This window comes from Pseudomonas sp. RC3H12, assembly GCF_018596375.1.
GTDB lineage: Bacteria > Pseudomonadota > Gammaproteobacteria > Pseudomonadales > Pseudomonadaceae > Aquipseudomonas.
The window spans coordinates 682,813-697,333 of sequence record NZ_CP075595.1 but is presented as its reverse complement, the minus strand read 5'-3'; the positions used below and the strand labels follow the sequence as shown (position 1 = coordinate 697,333).

At 64.5% G+C, this 14,521-nt stretch carries 13 protein-coding genes; 4 read left to right on the top strand and 9 right to left on the bottom strand.

Annotated elements, in window-relative coordinates:
• Nucleotides 1–4: 4 nt before the first annotated feature.
• From ubiG to KHO27_RS03220, 3 genes are all read left to right on the top strand, one after another.
• A complete protein-coding gene (gene ubiG / locus KHO27_RS03230; RefSeq protein ID WP_023630595.1) occupies nucleotides 5–703 on the top strand; it encodes a bifunctional 2-polyprenyl-6-hydroxyphenol methylase/3-demethylubiquinol 3-O-methyltransferase UbiG in 699 nt (232 codons plus the stop codon).
• Nucleotides 704–705: 2 nt separating this feature from the next.
• The gene (gene mupP / locus KHO27_RS03225; RefSeq protein WP_102684341.1) at nucleotides 706–1,377 is read left to right on the top strand and encodes an N-acetylmuramic acid 6-phosphate phosphatase MupP; all 672 of its coding nucleotides are present in this window, start codon (nucleotides 706–708) and stop codon (nucleotides 1,375–1,377) included.
• 83 nt (nucleotides 1,378–1,460) lie between these two features.
• On the top strand, nucleotides 1,461–2,201 hold the full coding sequence (locus KHO27_RS03220; protein ID WP_110698212.1) for a YciK family oxidoreductase: 741 nt from the start codon (nucleotides 1,461–1,463) through the stop codon (nucleotides 2,199–2,201).
• Nucleotides 2,202–2,290: 89 nt separating this feature from the next.
• On the opposite strand, the gene KHO27_RS03215 is transcribed toward KHO27_RS03220, so the two are convergent.
• From KHO27_RS03215 to KHO27_RS03185, 7 genes are all read right to left on the bottom strand, one after another.
• Entirely contained in the window at nucleotides 2,291–3,076 is a 786-nt protein-coding gene (locus KHO27_RS03215) for an iron-containing redox enzyme family protein (protein ID WP_046856627.1), read from the bottom strand.
• Nucleotides 3,077–3,114: 38 nt separating this feature from the next.
• Nucleotides 3,115–5,571 (bottom strand): EAL domain-containing protein, encoded by a 2,457-nt coding sequence (locus tag KHO27_RS03210; RefSeq protein WP_214501170.1) that lies wholly within the window; start codon nucleotides 5,569–5,571, stop codon nucleotides 3,115–3,117.
• A 159-nt stretch (nucleotides 5,572–5,730) separates the two neighbouring features.
• Complete coding sequence (locus KHO27_RS03205) at nucleotides 5,731–7,563, bottom strand: ABC transporter ATP-binding protein (RefSeq protein WP_102684344.1); 1,833 nt, start codon at nucleotides 7,561–7,563, stop codon at nucleotides 5,731–5,733.
• A complete protein-coding gene (locus tag KHO27_RS03200) occupies nucleotides 7,556–8,188 on the bottom strand; it encodes a DsbA family protein (RefSeq protein WP_110698033.1) in 633 nt (210 codons plus the stop codon). The genes KHO27_RS03205 and KHO27_RS03200 overlap by 8 nt, the downstream gene beginning before the upstream one ends.
• 3 nt (nucleotides 8,189–8,191) lie before the next feature.
• A complete protein-coding gene (gene trhO / locus KHO27_RS03195) occupies nucleotides 8,192–9,124 on the bottom strand; it encodes an oxygen-dependent tRNA uridine(34) hydroxylase TrhO (RefSeq protein ID WP_023631440.1) in 933 nt (310 codons plus the stop codon).
• A 192-nt stretch (nucleotides 9,125–9,316) separates the two neighbouring features.
• Nucleotides 9,317–9,616: a BolA family protein gene (locus KHO27_RS03190; RefSeq protein WP_110698031.1), complete on the bottom strand. Its 300-nt coding sequence runs from the start codon at nucleotides 9,614–9,616 to the stop codon at nucleotides 9,317–9,319.
• 10 nt (nucleotides 9,617–9,626) lie between these two features.
• Complete coding sequence (locus KHO27_RS03185; RefSeq protein ID WP_110698029.1) at nucleotides 9,627–10,145, bottom strand: DUF2059 domain-containing protein; 519 nt, start codon at nucleotides 10,143–10,145, stop codon at nucleotides 9,627–9,629.
• Nucleotides 10,146–10,298: 153 nt separating this feature from the next.
• Between KHO27_RS03185 and KHO27_RS03180 the strand changes: the two genes are divergently transcribed.
• Nucleotides 10,299–11,693, top strand: a complete 1,395-nt coding sequence (locus KHO27_RS03180) for a class II fumarate hydratase (RefSeq protein WP_102684348.1) — start codon at nucleotides 10,299–10,301, stop codon at nucleotides 11,691–11,693.
• 37 nt (nucleotides 11,694–11,730) lie between these two features.
• On the opposite strand, the gene KHO27_RS03175 is transcribed toward KHO27_RS03180, so the two are convergent.
• The gene (locus KHO27_RS03175) at nucleotides 11,731–12,684 is read right to left on the bottom strand and encodes a DMT family transporter (protein WP_102684349.1); all 954 of its coding nucleotides are present in this window, start codon (nucleotides 12,682–12,684) and stop codon (nucleotides 11,731–11,733) included.
• Nucleotides 12,685–12,879: 195 nt separating this feature from the next.
• Complete coding sequence (gene pap / locus KHO27_RS03170; RefSeq protein WP_214501169.1) at nucleotides 12,880–14,370, bottom strand: polyphosphate:AMP phosphotransferase; 1,491 nt, start codon at nucleotides 14,368–14,370, stop codon at nucleotides 12,880–12,882.
• Between the last annotated feature and the right edge of the window lie 151 nt (nucleotides 14,371–14,521).

Below are 14,521 nucleotides of genomic sequence, written 5' to 3'. Positions count from 1 at the left end.
TCCCATGAGCAACGTCGACCACGCCGAAATCGCCAAGTTCGAAGCCCTGGCCCACCGCTGGTGGGACCGCGAAAGCGAGTTCAAGCCGCTGCACGACATCAACCCGCTGCGGGTCAACTGGATCGACGAACGCGTCGGCCTGGCCGGCAAGAAGGTGCTGGACGTCGGCTGCGGCGGCGGCATCCTCAGCGAGGCGATGGCCCAGCGCGGTGCCACCGTGACCGGCATCGACATGGGCGAGGCACCGCTGGCGGTGGCCCAGTTGCACCAGCTGGAGTCGGGCGTTGCGGTGGAGTACCGGCAGATCACCGCCGAAGCCCTGGCCGAAGAGATGCCCGGCCAGTTCGACGTGGTCACCTGCCTGGAGATGCTCGAGCACGTCCCCGACCCTTCGTCGGTGATCCGCGCCTGCTATCGCATGGTCAAGCCGGGCGGCCAGGTGTTCTTCTCGACCATCAACCGCAACCCCAAGGCCTACCTGCTGGCGATCATCGGTGCCGAATACGTGCTGAAGATGCTGCCGCGCGGCACCCACGACTTCAAGAAGTTCATCCGCCCCTCAGAGCTGGGCGCCTGGAGCCGTGCCGCAGGCCTGGAGGTCAAGGACATCATCGGCCTGACCTACAACCCGCTGACCAAGCACTACAAGCTGTGCAACGACGTCGACGTCAACTACATGATCCAGACCCTGCGCGAGGAATGAGCATGCGCCTGCGAGCAGTACTCTTCGACATGGACGGCACCCTGCTGGACACGGCGCCGGACTTCATCGCAATCTGCCAGGCGATGCTCGCCGACCGCGGCCTGCCGGCCATCGACGACGCGCGCATCCGCGAGGTGATTTCCGGCGGCGCCCGCGCCATGGTCGCCGCGACCTTCGCCATGGACCCCGAGGCCGACGGCTTCGAAGCCCTGCGCCTGGAGTTCCTCGAGCGCTACCAGCGCGATTGCGCGGTGCACAGCAAGCTGTTCGACGGCATGCCGGAGCTGCTGGCCGACATCGAGAAAGGCAATCTGCTGTGGGGCGTGGTCACCAACAAGCCGGTGCGCTTCGCCGAGCCGATCATGCAACGCCTGGGCCTGGCCGAGCGCTCGGCGCTGCTGATCTGCCCGGATCATGTGAAAAACAGCAAGCCCGACCCCGAGCCACTGATCCTGGCTTGCAAGACGCTTGACCTGGACCCGGCCAGCGTTCTGTTCGTCGGCGACGACCTGCGCGACATCGAGTCCGGCCGCGACGCCGGCACCCGCACCGCAGCGGTGCGCTATGGCTATATTCATCCAGAGGACAACCCCAACAACTGGGGCGCCGACGTGGTGGTGGACCACCCGCTGGAACTGCGCAAGGTGATCGACAGCGCGCTGTGCGGCTGCTGATGGACCAATAGTAATCGGGCACCGTGGGAGCGGCGGTGCGCCGCTCCCACGAGCATATCGCCCACAACTACAGGGAACTGGAAATGTTCGACTACACCGCCCGCCCCGACCTGCTCAAGGGCCGGATCATCCTGGTCACCGGTGCCGGTCGCGGTATCGGCGCCGCCGCCGCCAAGGCCTATGCCGCTCTGGGCGCCACCGTGCTGCTGCTGGGCAAGACCGAAGCCAACCTGAACGAGGTCTACGACCAGATCGAAGCCGCGGGCCACCCGCAGCCGGTGGTGATCCCGTTCAACCTGGAAACCGCCCTGCCCCACCAGTACGACGAACTGGCGGTGATGATCGAGGACCAGTTCGGCCGCCTCGATGGCCTGCTCAACAACGCCTCGATCATTGGTCCGCGCACGCCCCTGGAGCAGCTGTCGGGCGACAACTTCATGCGCGTGATGCACATCAACGTCAATGCCACCTTCATGCTGACCAGCACCTTGCTGCCGCTGCTGAAGCTGTCGGAGGACGCCTCGGTGGTGTTCACCTCCAGCAGTGTTGGACGCAAGGGCCGCGCTTACTGGGGCGCCTACGGGGTGTCGAAATTCGCCACCGAGGGCCTGATGCAGACCCTGGCGGATGAACTGGAAGGCGTAGCGCCAGTGCGCTCCAACAGCATCAACCCGGGCGCCACGCGCACGGCGATGCGCGCCCAGGCTTACCCAAGCGAAAACCCACAGAACAACCCGCTGCCCGAGGAGATCATGCCGGTGTACCTGTACCTGATGGGACCGGACAGCAAGGATGTGAACGGGCAGGCGCTGAACGCACAGTAAAACCGATAAGACTGATCGCGGGGCAAGCCCGCCCCACGCCTTGCTGCGTGGGGCGGCGGTGCGCCGATGCGACTTGCCCCGCGATGCTTTCAGCCCGCCGCCAAGGCCGGGCGCAGGCGCCCCTGCTGACGCCCTTCGAGCTGCATGCAACGCTCCAGGAACAGGAACATGCAGTCGTAGCTCTTGCAGATCGCCCGACGCAACTCGGTGCGCAGTCCCAAGGTCGGGCTCTCGCCGGCCAGGGTGCAGATGATTTCCAGCGCTTCCCACGGGTGCGCGTCATCATACTGCGCATGCATCTTCAGCCATTTCATGGCGCGCTTGCGGGTGTCTTCGGGGAAGCCCTGGGCGTAGGTATCCTCGGCGCAGACCACCGCCGACCATTCGCCGGTGGCACCTTCGATGGCGTAGTTGGTGGCCGCCATGGCGATGGCCAGCGACTCGGTGGCGCATACTCGCCAACACCAGTCGTTCAAGCCATTGAGCTCGGGCGGCACTTCCTGGGACTGCAGCTCATGCAGGTGGATGCCATGGGCCTGGCACCAGTGCACCCAGTAGTCGGCATGATTGAGCTCGACGCGGATGTTGCGCATCAGCCAGCGGCGCGCCATGTCCTCGCCGGGATGCCGGGCGTAACGGGTCTTGGTGAGGTTGTGGGCCATGTAGAGGGAGAACTGCTCGACCACCGGCCAGCCACCGATCAGGTACTGGCGGATGGTCGACTGCTTGAGCTGGCCATCGCGCAGGCGTTGGTAGAACTCATGCTCCACCACTCGGCGCTTGCTTTCGCGGCAATCCTCTATCAGTTGTTGGGCCCACTGCGGATAACTGGCCGGATCCATCAATGGTCCGATCCTTACGAACGCGTCGATCACTGTCAGCTCCTTGATTCCCTGTGATTTCCGGGCGTTGTTCAGCGAAAGGTCCCCGGCGCCCGGTGCAGAAGGGGCCTCGCGGCAATCCGTTGGCGCTGCAGGCTGTCGCAGGTGAACACCTGCGGGCGTTCGATGAGATATCCCTGGGCGTAATCCACGCCGATCTCCTGCAAAGCCTGCTCGATCAGTGGCGTCTCGACGAACTCGGCGATGGTCCGTTTACCCATGACGTGGCCGATGTGATTGATCACTTCAACCATCGCCCGGTTGATCGGGTCATCGAGCATGTCCTTGACGAAACTTCCGTCGATCTTCAGGAAGTCTACAGGCAAATGCTTCAAATAGGCGAATGACGACATTCCGGCGCAGAAGTCGTCCAGCGAGAATTTGCAGCCCAATCCTTTCAATTCATTGATGAAGCGGATTGCGCTGCCCAGGTTGGCGATGGCGCTGGTTTCGGTAATTTCAAAACAGATCAGCCGGGGCGGAATGTCGAACTCGCCAAACAGGCGCTGCAGGTACTCGAGGAACTTGTCGTCGCCGATGCTCGAACCCGACAGGTTGATGGCGCACATGGCCAACGGCCCCTCCCGCCCCTCGCCCAGGCACTGGCGAATCACCTGGAACACACTGCGCACCACCCAGCGATCGAGCGCGGTCATCAGGCCGTAGCGCTCGGCTGCGGGAATGAAGCTGTCGGGCAAAATGGTACGTCCACTTTCATCGTGCAGGCGCAGGAGGATTTCGATATGCCCCGGTCCTTCATGGGGATGCAGCGGGGCGATTTCCTGGGCGTAGAGGCAGAAGCGATTCTCCTCCAGCGCCACGTGCAGGCGCTGGATCCAGGCCATTTCACCGAAACGCATGGACAGCTCGCTGTCGTCGGCGTGATAGACCTGGACGCGGTTGCGTCCTTTCTCCTTGGCCATGTAGCAGGCCATGTCCGCCGCGCGCAACGACGCCTCCAGGGTGCTGGGCACCTGGGCGATATGCACCAGGCCGATGCTGACCGTGGTGACGAAGGGCCTGCCCTTCCATACAAAGTGCAGGCTCTGCACGGCCTGGCGCAATTGCTCGGCAATGCGCTCGCCCTGTTCAGGGGGGCAGTTCTCGAGCAGCACGCCGAACTCGTCACCACCCAGGCGCGCCAGGGTGTCGCCCTCGCGCAGGCCCGACTGCAGCACCGCGCAGATATGCCGCAACAGCTCGTCGCCAGCGGCATGGCCACAGGTGTCGTTGACCAGCTTGAACTGGTCCAGGTCGAGGAACATCAGCGAATGCCGCCCGGCCTGGCGCGCCAGGCCATTGAGCGCTTGCTCCAGGCGGTACTCGAACTCGCGGCGGTTGGCCAGCCCGGTCAGCGCGTCATGGGTGGCCTGCCACGACAGGTTGGCGATGTACTGGCGCTCCTGGGTCATGTCGTGCAGTACCACCACGATGCCACTGACCTGCCCTTCGGTGAGAATGGGCGAGCCCACCAGGTTGACCGACACCGTGCTGCCATCCAGGCGCTGGATCAACCGGGCGTGCTCGGCGCCGCCCTTGAGGCTGCCGCTGAGCACCTGCTCGACCAGCGTCATGCTATCGCCTTCGGCATTCTCGTCGAGCAGGCTGAACAGCGCCGCCAGCGGCAGGCCTTGGGCCTGCACCGCCTGCCAGTGAGTCAGTTGCTCGGCGGCCGGGTTCATGTAGCTGATGCAACCGTCGACATCGGCGGTAATCACCGCGTCGCCGATCGACTCCAGGGTGATCTGCGCCCGCTCCTTTTCCTCTTGCAACGCACTGGCGAACGCCTGGCGCTGGGCCAGCAGCTTGCTCGAGCGCCGCCAGGCCATGGCGATGAGGAACAGCGCAGTGGCCAGGTTGGTGAGCATCAGCACCTTGAGCAGCATCCGCGAGCCTTCGCCCAAGGCATCGCTGAACGCCTTGGCGGCGGGCGTCACGCCATCATTGATGGCAACGATGCGCGCCTTCCAGTTGGCTACCTGGTGGGCGTCGACCTTGTCGCCGGCAAACCCTTCGCGCATCTGCTGGGCCAGTACGTCGAGCTGGCGCAGGTAGTCGTCACCGATGTCCCAGTAATCGATGGCGGTTTCCATGTAGCTGATATGGCGAAAGTTGCGGTAGAACCAGATGATCCGGGCAACGTCTTCGGGATGGTTGCCGCCCTGCAGCACGCCTTGGCGCGCCGCCTCCAGGTCTGGCTCGGGCCGATCCAGGGCCAGGCGCAGGTTGTGATCCCCCTGGGGCACCAGGATGGCCCGACGATAGCGGGCATAGGTCAGCGGATCACGATCATCGGCATAGAGGTTGAGGTAGTAGATAGCGTCCTTCTGCGCCTTGGACCACAGGCTCTCGCCCGCCACATAGGCACGCACGGCGGACAACGCATAAAGACTCAGACTGCCCAGCAGTACCTGGAAAACCACAACGGCGACGAAGGGCCAGATGATACCCAGCAGCCTTGGCGCTTCGAGAGTCCGATTTCCCTTCATGTAATCCCTGTCATGACGGCAGATAAGGCACGAATCGACCTAGACAAGCACAGCGTAGGCCATTTGCCATGAAGGAGCGACACGCTGCAAGCCCCAAGCGGCAAGAAAAAGTGCGCTGACTTCAACTTGCCGCTTGCAGCTCGAAGCTTGACGCGGTTTTCAGGTTTGCTGCAGGTGGCCGTAGAGCTTGGCGTACAGGCCGCCTTCGGCGATCAGTTGCTGGTGGTCGCCATCTTCGGCGACATGGCCGCCATCGAACACCAGCACCCGGTCCGCCTGCTTCACCGCCGACAGGCGGTGGGCGATGATCAGCGTGGTGCGCCCGCTGAGGAAGCGCGCCAAGGCCAGGTGCAGGTTGTACTCGGTAGCCGCGTCCAACGCAGAGGTGGCCTCATCGAGGATGACCACCTTGGGTTCGGCCAGCACCATGCGGGCGATCGCCAGGCGCTGGCGCTGGCCACCAGACAGGCGCACGCCGGAACGCCCGACGATGCTGTCCAGGCCCTGGGGCAGCGCGGCGATGGTGGCGTCCAGCTGGGCGATGCGCAGCGCCTGCCAGCAGTCCTCGTCACTGCAGTCACGACCCATGGCCAGGTTGGCACGCACGCTGTCGTTGAACAGCGAGGGGTGCTGGAGCACCACCGCGACATTTTCGCGCAGGGTCTCCAGGCCGATCTCCTGCAGGCTGGCGCCCCCGAAGCGGATGGTCCCGGCCTGGGCGCTGTACAGCCCAAGCAGCAACTGCACCAAGGTACTCTTGCCACCGCCGCTGGCACCGACGATGGCGACCTTCTCGCCCGGGGCGATGGTCAGGTTGAGCTGGTCGAGCACCGGCTCGTCGGCATAGGCGAAGCGCAGGTCGCGCACCTCGATACCAACCGTCTCGCGCCCGGCGAACGGGTCGCCGGCCGCCGGGTACTGCGGCTCGTCGGCCCGCGCCAGCAGCTCGTTCAAGCGACTCAGCGCACCGCCGGCGGCGTAGTAGGCATATTGCAGGTTCAGCAACTGCTCCACCGGCCCGATCATGAACCACAGGTAGCTGAACACCGCCAGCATCTGGCCGATCGACAGGTCGGAGAACAGCACCGTGAGCATGGCAGCGGCACGGAAGATGTCGATGCCGAACTGGAACAACAGACCACTGGCGCGACCGCTGGCGTCGCTCTTCCACTGCGAGGCAACCGCGTAGTCGCGCACCTCGCGGGCGCGCAGCCCCAGGCGGCCGAGGAAGTAGCCCTGGCGGTTGCTGGCGCGGATTTCCTGGATCGCGTCGAGGGTCTCGGTCAATGCCTGGGTGAAACGTGCGGTGCTGTCGTTCTCGAGCTTCTTCAGGTGCTTGACGCGCTTGCCCAACTGCACGGTGAAATAGATCACCAGCGGGTTGAACAGCAGGATCAGCAGCGCCAGCTGCCAGTGCATCCAGATCAGGATGGCCGCGGTGCCGGTCAGCGTGAGCACGGCCACCAGGAAGCGGCTCAGGGTTTCGCCGACGAACTTGTCGAGGGTGTCCAGGTCGGTGACCAGGTGGGTGGTCACCGTGCCGCTGCCCAGGCTTTCGTACTCCTTGAGCGAAATGCGCTTGAGCCGCTCGATCAGGCGGATGCGCAGGCGGTAGACGATATCCTTGGCCAGGCCGGCGAACAGCTTGGCCTGGACCACGTTGAACACCAGCGCCGCCAGGCGCAGGCCGAGGGTGGCACACAGCATCAGCCCGATGTAACCGGCGGCCACCTGCCAGCCCGCGGGCAGGAAATTGTTCATCCACTTCAGCGCCGCATCGCCATGCCCCAGCAGCACTTCGTCCACCAGCAAAGGCAGCAGCAAGGGAATCGGCACGCTGCACAGGGCGGCAAGCACGGCCACCAGGTTGGCAGTCCACAGGGCTTGCTTGTGGTGCAGGGCCAGACGGCGGATTTCCGCCCAGCTCAGGCGATCGGGCACAGCGGGGGACTTCCCTGGCACAGGGTCTGGCGACCCTGGCAGGTCAAGCACAGGCGGCCTGCTGCAGCCAGCGGCCGAGCAAGGGTTGCAGGCTTTCCAGCGGCTGGTAGCCATTGGTCAGCAGGGCCAGTTGGCCATTGCGCTCGGCCAGCAGCGTGGGGAAGCCAGCGATGCCCAGGTCCTGCACCCAGGCGAAATCGGCACTGGTGGCGACTCGGGTGTCAGGGAGGGTGAAGCGCTGGGAGAACTGTTCGCGGTCGAAGCCGGCCTGCTCGGCCAGCTCCACCAGTTGCGGGGCGCGGGTGACATCCACGCCCTGTTGGTAGAACGATGCCTGGATCAGTTGCAGCAGGCGCCAGGCCCGCTTGTCGTCCAGCTCGCGTGCCGTCACCAGGGCGCGGCACGCCGGCTCCGTGTCGTAGACGAAACCGTCGGGCATCGCGTCGTCGAAACGGAACGGCTGCCCGGTGGCGTCATGCACCGCCTGCCAATGCTCGAGGATGTACTTGCGGGTCGAGGCGTCCAGGGCGCTACCGCCGGTGCGCAGGCCGCCCGGCACCAGGCGGGTCTCGACACCCGCCTCAAGGGCCTGGGCGATCAGCGCCTCGGCCACCGGGGCAAAGCCCCAGCACCAGGAGCACATCGGGTCCATCACATAGAGCAGGCGTGCGGACATGCATCAGGCCTCGGCTTTGTAGTTGAAACCGATCGGGTGCGGCTGGTTGCGCGCCTTGGCCAGCTCGATCTGCTTTTGGCGGTCGATGGCGCTGCGCCGGGTCTTCTCGCTCAGGCTGTCCCAGCAGTGCGGGCAGCTCACGCCTGGCGAATAGTGCTCCGACTCCCGGTCCTTCACGTCAATCGGGTGGCGGCAGGCATGGCACTGGTCGTACTCGCCCTCGGTCAGGTCGTGACGCACCGTGACCCGATTGTCGAAGACGAAGCAGTCGCCGTCCCAGAGGCTTTCTTCCTGGGGTACTTCCTCGAAGTATTTCAGGATGCCGCCCTTAAGATGATAGACCGCTTCGTAGCCCTCACCGAGCATGTAGCTGGAGGCCTTCTCGCAGCGGATGCCGCCGGTGCAGAACATGGCGACCTTCTTGTGCTTGCTCGGGTCGAAGTGGGCCTTGATGTAGTCGGGGAACTCGCGGAAGGTCTCGGTCTTCGGGTCGATGGCACCCTTGAAGGTGCCGATGGCCACTTCATAATCATTGCGGGTGTCGATCAGCAGCACTTCCGGGTCGCTGATCAGGGCGTTCCAGTCTTTCGGATCGACGTAGGTGCCGACCGCCTTGTTCGGGTCCACGCCCGGCACGCCGAGGGTGACGATCTCTTTCTTGAGCTTGACCTTGGTGCGATAGAACGGCTGCTCGTCGCAGTACGACTCTTTATGGTCGACGTCCACCAGGCGTGGGTCGTTGCGCAGCCAGGCCAGCAGCGCGTCGATGCCTTCGCGGGTGGCCGAGACAGTGCCGTTGATACCTTCGTTGGCCAGCAGCAGGGTGCCTTTTACGCCGTTGTCGAGCATGGCCTTGAGCAGCGGTTCGCGCAGTTCGACGTAGTCTTCCAGGGTGACGAACTTGTACAGCGCCGCCACGACGATCGGTTGGGTCATTGCGTTGAATCTCCAGGTGGTTGCCCTCGTAAGGGGCGGACCGGAATGACAAATGCAATCATGGCGACGCCATCGCGGGGCAAGCCCGCTCCCACGCAGCGTTCAGTGGCTGGCGTGTGAGCGGGCTTGCCCCGCGATGGCGTCGACAGGATGTCTGTGAGGCGTGCAGTCTACCAGAATCCCGGAAAGGATTCAGTGCTTGCCGCCGCCGGCACACACCGGCGAGGCCGGTGCCACACCGACCGCCGCCCATTCCTCGGGCGTGTAGGTGTGAATCGCCAGGGCGTGGATCTGGCCCATCAGATCACCCATGGTGGCGTAGACCTTCTGGTGGCGCTTGACGCTGTTCAGCCCGGCGAACTGCTCGCTGACCATCACTGCCTTGTAGTGCGTTTCCTGGCCACGGCTGTGCATGTGGCTTTCGTTGTGCACTTCGAGGTGTTGCGTGCCCAGCGGCGCCAGTTGCTGTTCGATGCGTTGCTGCATGCTCATCGCGTCACGCTCACTTCTTCGCCGGGGCCTTGCCGGCGCTTGGGTCGAGTTCCTTGGTCATGTCTTCGAGCAGCTTGTTGACCACTGGCACGGCCGGTTCCAGGCTCTGCTGGGTCAGCTGGGCGGACTGCTGGGTGACCTTGGGCATTTCCCGCAGGACCTTCTTGCCCAGCGGCGATTGGTAGAACTTGACCAGATCGTTCAGCTCGGCCTCGGTGAAGGTCGCGGTGTACAGGTCGACCATCTTCGGCTTGAGTTTTTTCCAGCCGATGGCGTTGTCCAGGGCGGCGTTGGCCTTGGCCTGGTAGCTGTCGAGCACGGTTTTCTTGGAGGCCGGCGCCTTGGTCTGCTCGAAGCGCTGGGCGAACATCTGCTGGACCTGCATGTACACCGGGGTGCCCAGCTTGTCGGCATTGGCCAGGGTCAGGAATTTCTCGGCGGCAGCGTTGTGGGCTGGAGTGGCGGCGAGTACCTGGCCGCTGGCGCAAACCAGGGCAACGGCGGCACAGAGGACACGGAGACGGGTCATTGCATTTCCTTCAAGAAAGGGAGGCGAGTACCTCAGAGTAGAGCATTCTGCGCTGTGATGGCGAAGTGCTCAAGTGGCACGACGAGCGATGGAACCGCTCTGTCGAATCAGGGCCTAAACTGCGATTTCGAACCACAAAGGAGTGAGCGCAGCATGAGCCGTATCGAGACAGACAGCCTGGGCCCGGTCGAAGTTCCAGAGGGCGCCTACTGGGGTGCGCAAACCCAGCGTTCGCTGATCAACTTCGCCATTGGCAAGGAGCGCATGCCGCTCGCGGTGCTGCACGCCCTGGCGCTGGTCAAGAAAGCCGCTGCCCGGGTCAACGACCGCAACGGCGACCTGCCCGCCGACATCGCCCGCCTGATCGAACAGGCCGCCGACGAAGTGCTCGACGGCGAGCACGACGACCAGTTTCCGCTGGTGGTGTGGCAGACCGGCAGCGGCACCCAGAGCAACATGAACGTCAACGAGGTGATCGCTGGCCGCGCCAACGAGCTGGCCGGCAAGGGGCGCGGCGGCAAGGTGCCGGTGCACCCCAACGATCACGTCAACCGCTCGCAGAGCTCCAATGACTGCTTCCCCACCGCCATGCACATCGCCGCGGCCCAGGCGGTGCATGAGAAACTGCTGCCGGCGATCGCCGAACTGTCGGCCGGCCTGGCCGAGCTGTCGGCGCGCCACTCGCACCTGGTGAAAACCGGGCGCACGCACATGATGGACGCCACGCCGATCACCTTCGGCCAGGAAGTCTCGGCCTTCGTCGCCCAGCTCGACTACGCCCAGCGCGCCATCCGCGCGACCTTGCCGGCGGTTTGCGAGTTGGCCCAGGGCGGTACCGCCGTGGGCACCGGGCTCAATGCCCCGCACGGTTTCGCCGAAGCCATCGCCGCGGAGCTGGCCGCTTTGTCCGGCCTGCCGTTCGTCACCGCGCCGAACAAGTTCGCCGCCCTTGCCGGCCACGAGCCGCTGACCAGCCTGGCCGGCGCGCTGAAGACCCTGGCCGTGGCCCTGATGAAGATCGCCAACGACCTGCGGCTGCTGGGTTCCGGCCCGCGCGCGGGGATTGCCGAGGTACGCCTGCCAGCCAACGAGCCAGGGAGTTCGATCATGCCCGGCAAGGTCAACCCGACGCAGTGCGAGGCCTTGTCGATGCTGGCCTGCCAGGTGCTGGGCAACGATACGGCGATCGGCTTTGCCGCAAGCCAGGGCCACCTGCAACTGAACGTGTTCAAACCAGTAATCATCCACAACCTGCTGCAGTCGATCGAACTGCTGGCCGATGGTTGCAGCAACTTCCAGCAGCACTGCGTGGCCGGCATCGAGCCGGATGCCGAGCAGATGGCGGCGCACCTGGAGCGTGGATTGATGCTGGTGACAGCGCTGAACCCGCACATTGGCTACGACAAGGCGGCGGAAATCGCCAAGAAAGCCTATGCCGAGGGCAAGACCCTGCGCGAGGCGGCGCTGGAGCTCAAGTACCTGACCAACGAGCAGTTCGACCAGTGGGTGCGACCAGAGAACATGCTGGCGCCCGGCGGCAAGGGTTGATCCAGCGGCCTCATTGCGGTGCGCCGTGATGAGGCCGTCAATCAACCAGCGCGCGACGCGCTTTCCAGCCAGCCACCAGCGATGGCCCCAGCGCCACCAACGCCGAACCCAGTACAACGGTCACCGCCCCGACATACCCCAGGCCATTGATCTGCTCGGCATGCACGTAGTCCGGCCATAGCCAGGCCGCCAGGGCCACCGCAACGAACGTCACCAACGGCGTCAGCGCCAGCGTCGCGCTCACCCGCGAGGCCTCCCAATGCGCCAGTGCCTCGGCGAACGCGCCATAGGCCACCAGCGTGTTCAGGCAGCAGGCCAGCAACAACCAGCCCTGCAACGGGCTGAGCTGCAACGCCTCCAGAGGATGCACCCAAGGCGTCAGCAGCAGCGCGCAGCAGATGTAGATCACCATCATCACCTGCTGCGAGCTCCACACCGTCAACAGTTGCTTCTGGCTCAGGGCATAGAACACCCAGATGCTGGTGGCCAGGATGATGGTGAGTACACCGGTGGTGTAGGTGCCGAGTGACGTGAGCAGTTCTTCCAGGCGCTGGTTGAAGAACAACGCGAAGCCCAACAGCAGCACCAACAGCCCCAGGCCTTGCCCCACGCTGAAACGCTCTTTGAAGACGAAGACGCTGGCCACCAGCAACAGCACCGGCCCCAGTTGCACCACCAGTTGCGCGGTACCGGGACTGAGCAGGTTGAGCCCGACCAGGTACAACACGTAGTTGCCGACCAGACCCGCCACCGCGACGGCCACCAGCCCCTTGCCCTTGACGCCGAGTCGGCTGAACGACGGCAGTCGCCGATTGGCCGCCAGCCACGCGAACAGCAGGCCCCCGGATACGCTCAGGCGATACCAGGTGACGGTCACCGGGTCCATCACCTGCAGCACCTGCTTGAGCTTGATCGGCAGAATGCCCCAGAGAAACGCGGTCAGCAGCGCCAGCAGCAGGCCCTGGACCCAGCGTCCGGAAGATATGTGCATGGTGTCCTCGAATCAGGCTTTGGCGGGGGAAGCTGCAGTCTAAAGGCTTGCCGGGAAGGATGTGGTGGGAAAAGATTTCATCAGGTCATTCCCAGGATGCATGCTCAATGCGTGGGCGGACTTTCGTGGGAGCGGCGGTGCGCCGATGCGACTTGCCCCGCGATAGGGCCAAGCCAACCCCCATACACGATCCGCCTACTTCTTGTCCTTGGCAAACGCTGCCTCCAGCGCCTGGTTGATCGTGCGCAGCACCTTTACCCGCGCCCAGCGCTTGTCGTTGGCCTCCACCAGGGTCCACGGCGCGATCTCGGTGCTGGTGCGGTCGACCATGTCGCCCACCGCTTCGGAATAGACATCCCACTTGTCGCGGTTGCGCCAGTCTTCCTCGGTGATCTTGTAGCGCTTGAACGGGATCTGCTCGCGCTCCTCGAACCGCTCCAGCTGGGTCTGCTGGTCGATGGCCAGCCAGAACTTGACCACCACCACGCCAGCATTGCTCAGTTGCTCCTCGAAATCGTTGATCTCGCCGTAGGCGCGCATCCAGTCCGCCGGGCTGCAGAAGCCCTCGACCCGCTCCACCAGCACCCGGCCATACCAGGAGCGGTCGAAGACGGTGAATTTGCCACGCGCCGGAATGTGCCGCCAGAACCGCCAGAGGTACGGCTGGGCACGCTCTTCCTCGGTGGGCGCGGCAATCGGTACGATGCGGTACTGGCGCGGGTCCAGCGCCGCCGCCACGCGGCGAATGGCCCCGCCCTTGCCGGCAGCGTCGTTACCTTCGAAAACCGCCACCAGCGCATGCCGGCGCATGTGCTTGTTACGCAAAAGCCCCGCCAGGCGTGCCTGCTCGGTGACCAGCTGCTCTTCGTAATCGCGTTTGTCCAGGCGCTTGCTCAGGTCAAGCGCGCCCAGCAGGCTCTTCTGGTCAATGCTGCGCCCCAGCGGTGTCACATTGCCCTGGTGCCTGAGTGGCTTGTTGTCCAGCGCCGCCTGCAGGCTCTCCAACAGAATGCGCCCCACCGCGAGGCTGCGGTAATACGGATCGACGCCCTCGATCACGTGCCAAGGCGCGTAGTCGCGACTGGTACGACGCAGCACCCGCTCGCCGAAGCGCACGAAGCGGTCGTAGGTTTGCGACTGCTGCCAGTCCAGCGGGCTGATGCGCCAGTTGTGCAGCGGGTCTTCCTTGAGCGCCTTGAGCCGCGCCTTCATCTGCTTCTTGGACAGGTGGAACCAGAACTTGATGATCAGCGCGCCCTCGTCGCACAGCATCTGCTCCAGGCGCTCGGCGCCGGCGATGGCCTGGTCGAGCACCGCGTCCTTGAACTGGCCGTGCACCCGCCCTTCGAGCATCTGGCTGTACCAGTTGCCGAAGAACACGCCCATCCGCCCTTTCGGTGGCAGCGCCCGCCAGTAGCGCCAGGCCGGCGGGCGGGCCAGCTCTTCGTCGGTCTGCTGGTCGAAGGTGCGAACCTCGATCAGCCGCGGGTCCATCCACTCGTTGAGCAACTTGACCGTCTCGCCCTTGCCGGCGCCCTCGATGCCGTTGATCAGCACGATCACCGGAAAGCGTGCCTGCTGCTTGAGTTCGTACTGGGCTTCGAGCAGGGCCTCGCGCAGGGCGGGCACTTCGGCTTCGTAGGTGTCCTTGTCGATGCTGTGACCGATTTCGGCGGATTCGAACATGGAGGGCTCCTTCAATGGATAAGCAAGATTAGCGGATCGAGGAGGATTTTTGCGCCCTCTGCGCTCACCATCGCGACACCAGGCCGCTGCCACGAACGACGCAAGCGTCTGCAGATCGCTTAAGATCCCCCTTTGTTGCAACCGAGCCGAC

Coding starts and splice junctions, on each gene's coding strand:
- ubiG (WP_023630595.1), top strand. CDS start 5: ATGAGCAACGTCGACCACGCCGAAATCGCCAAGTTCGAAGCCCTGGCC.
- mupP (WP_102684341.1), top strand. CDS start 706: ATGCGCCTGCGAGCAGTACTCTTCGACATGGACGGCACCCTGCTGGAC.
- KHO27_RS03220 (WP_110698212.1), top strand. CDS start 1,461: ATGTTCGACTACACCGCCCGCCCCGACCTGCTCAAGGGCCGGATCATC.
- KHO27_RS03210 (WP_214501170.1), bottom strand. CDS start 5,571: ATGAAGGGAAATCGGACTCTCGAAGCGCCAAGGCTGCTGGGTATCATC.
- KHO27_RS03200 (WP_110698033.1), bottom strand. CDS start 8,188: ATGTCCGCACGCCTGCTCTATGTGATGGACCCGATGTGCTCCTGGTGC.
- trhO (WP_023631440.1), bottom strand. CDS start 9,124: ATGACCCAACCGATCGTCGTGGCGGCGCTGTACAAGTTCGTCACCCTG.
- KHO27_RS03190 (WP_110698031.1), bottom strand. CDS start 9,616: ATGAGCATGCAGCAACGCATCGAACAGCAACTGGCGCCGCTGGGCACG.
- KHO27_RS03185 (WP_110698029.1), bottom strand. CDS start 10,145: ATGACCCGTCTCCGTGTCCTCTGTGCCGCCGTTGCCCTGGTTTGCGCC.
- KHO27_RS03180 (WP_102684348.1), top strand. CDS start 10,299: ATGAGCCGTATCGAGACAGACAGCCTGGGCCCGGTCGAAGTTCCAGAG.
- KHO27_RS03175 (WP_102684349.1), bottom strand. CDS start 12,684: ATGCACATATCTTCCGGACGCTGGGTCCAGGGCCTGCTGCTGGCGCTG.
- pap (WP_214501169.1), bottom strand. CDS start 14,370: ATGTTCGAATCCGCCGAAATCGGTCACAGCATCGACAAGGACACCTAC.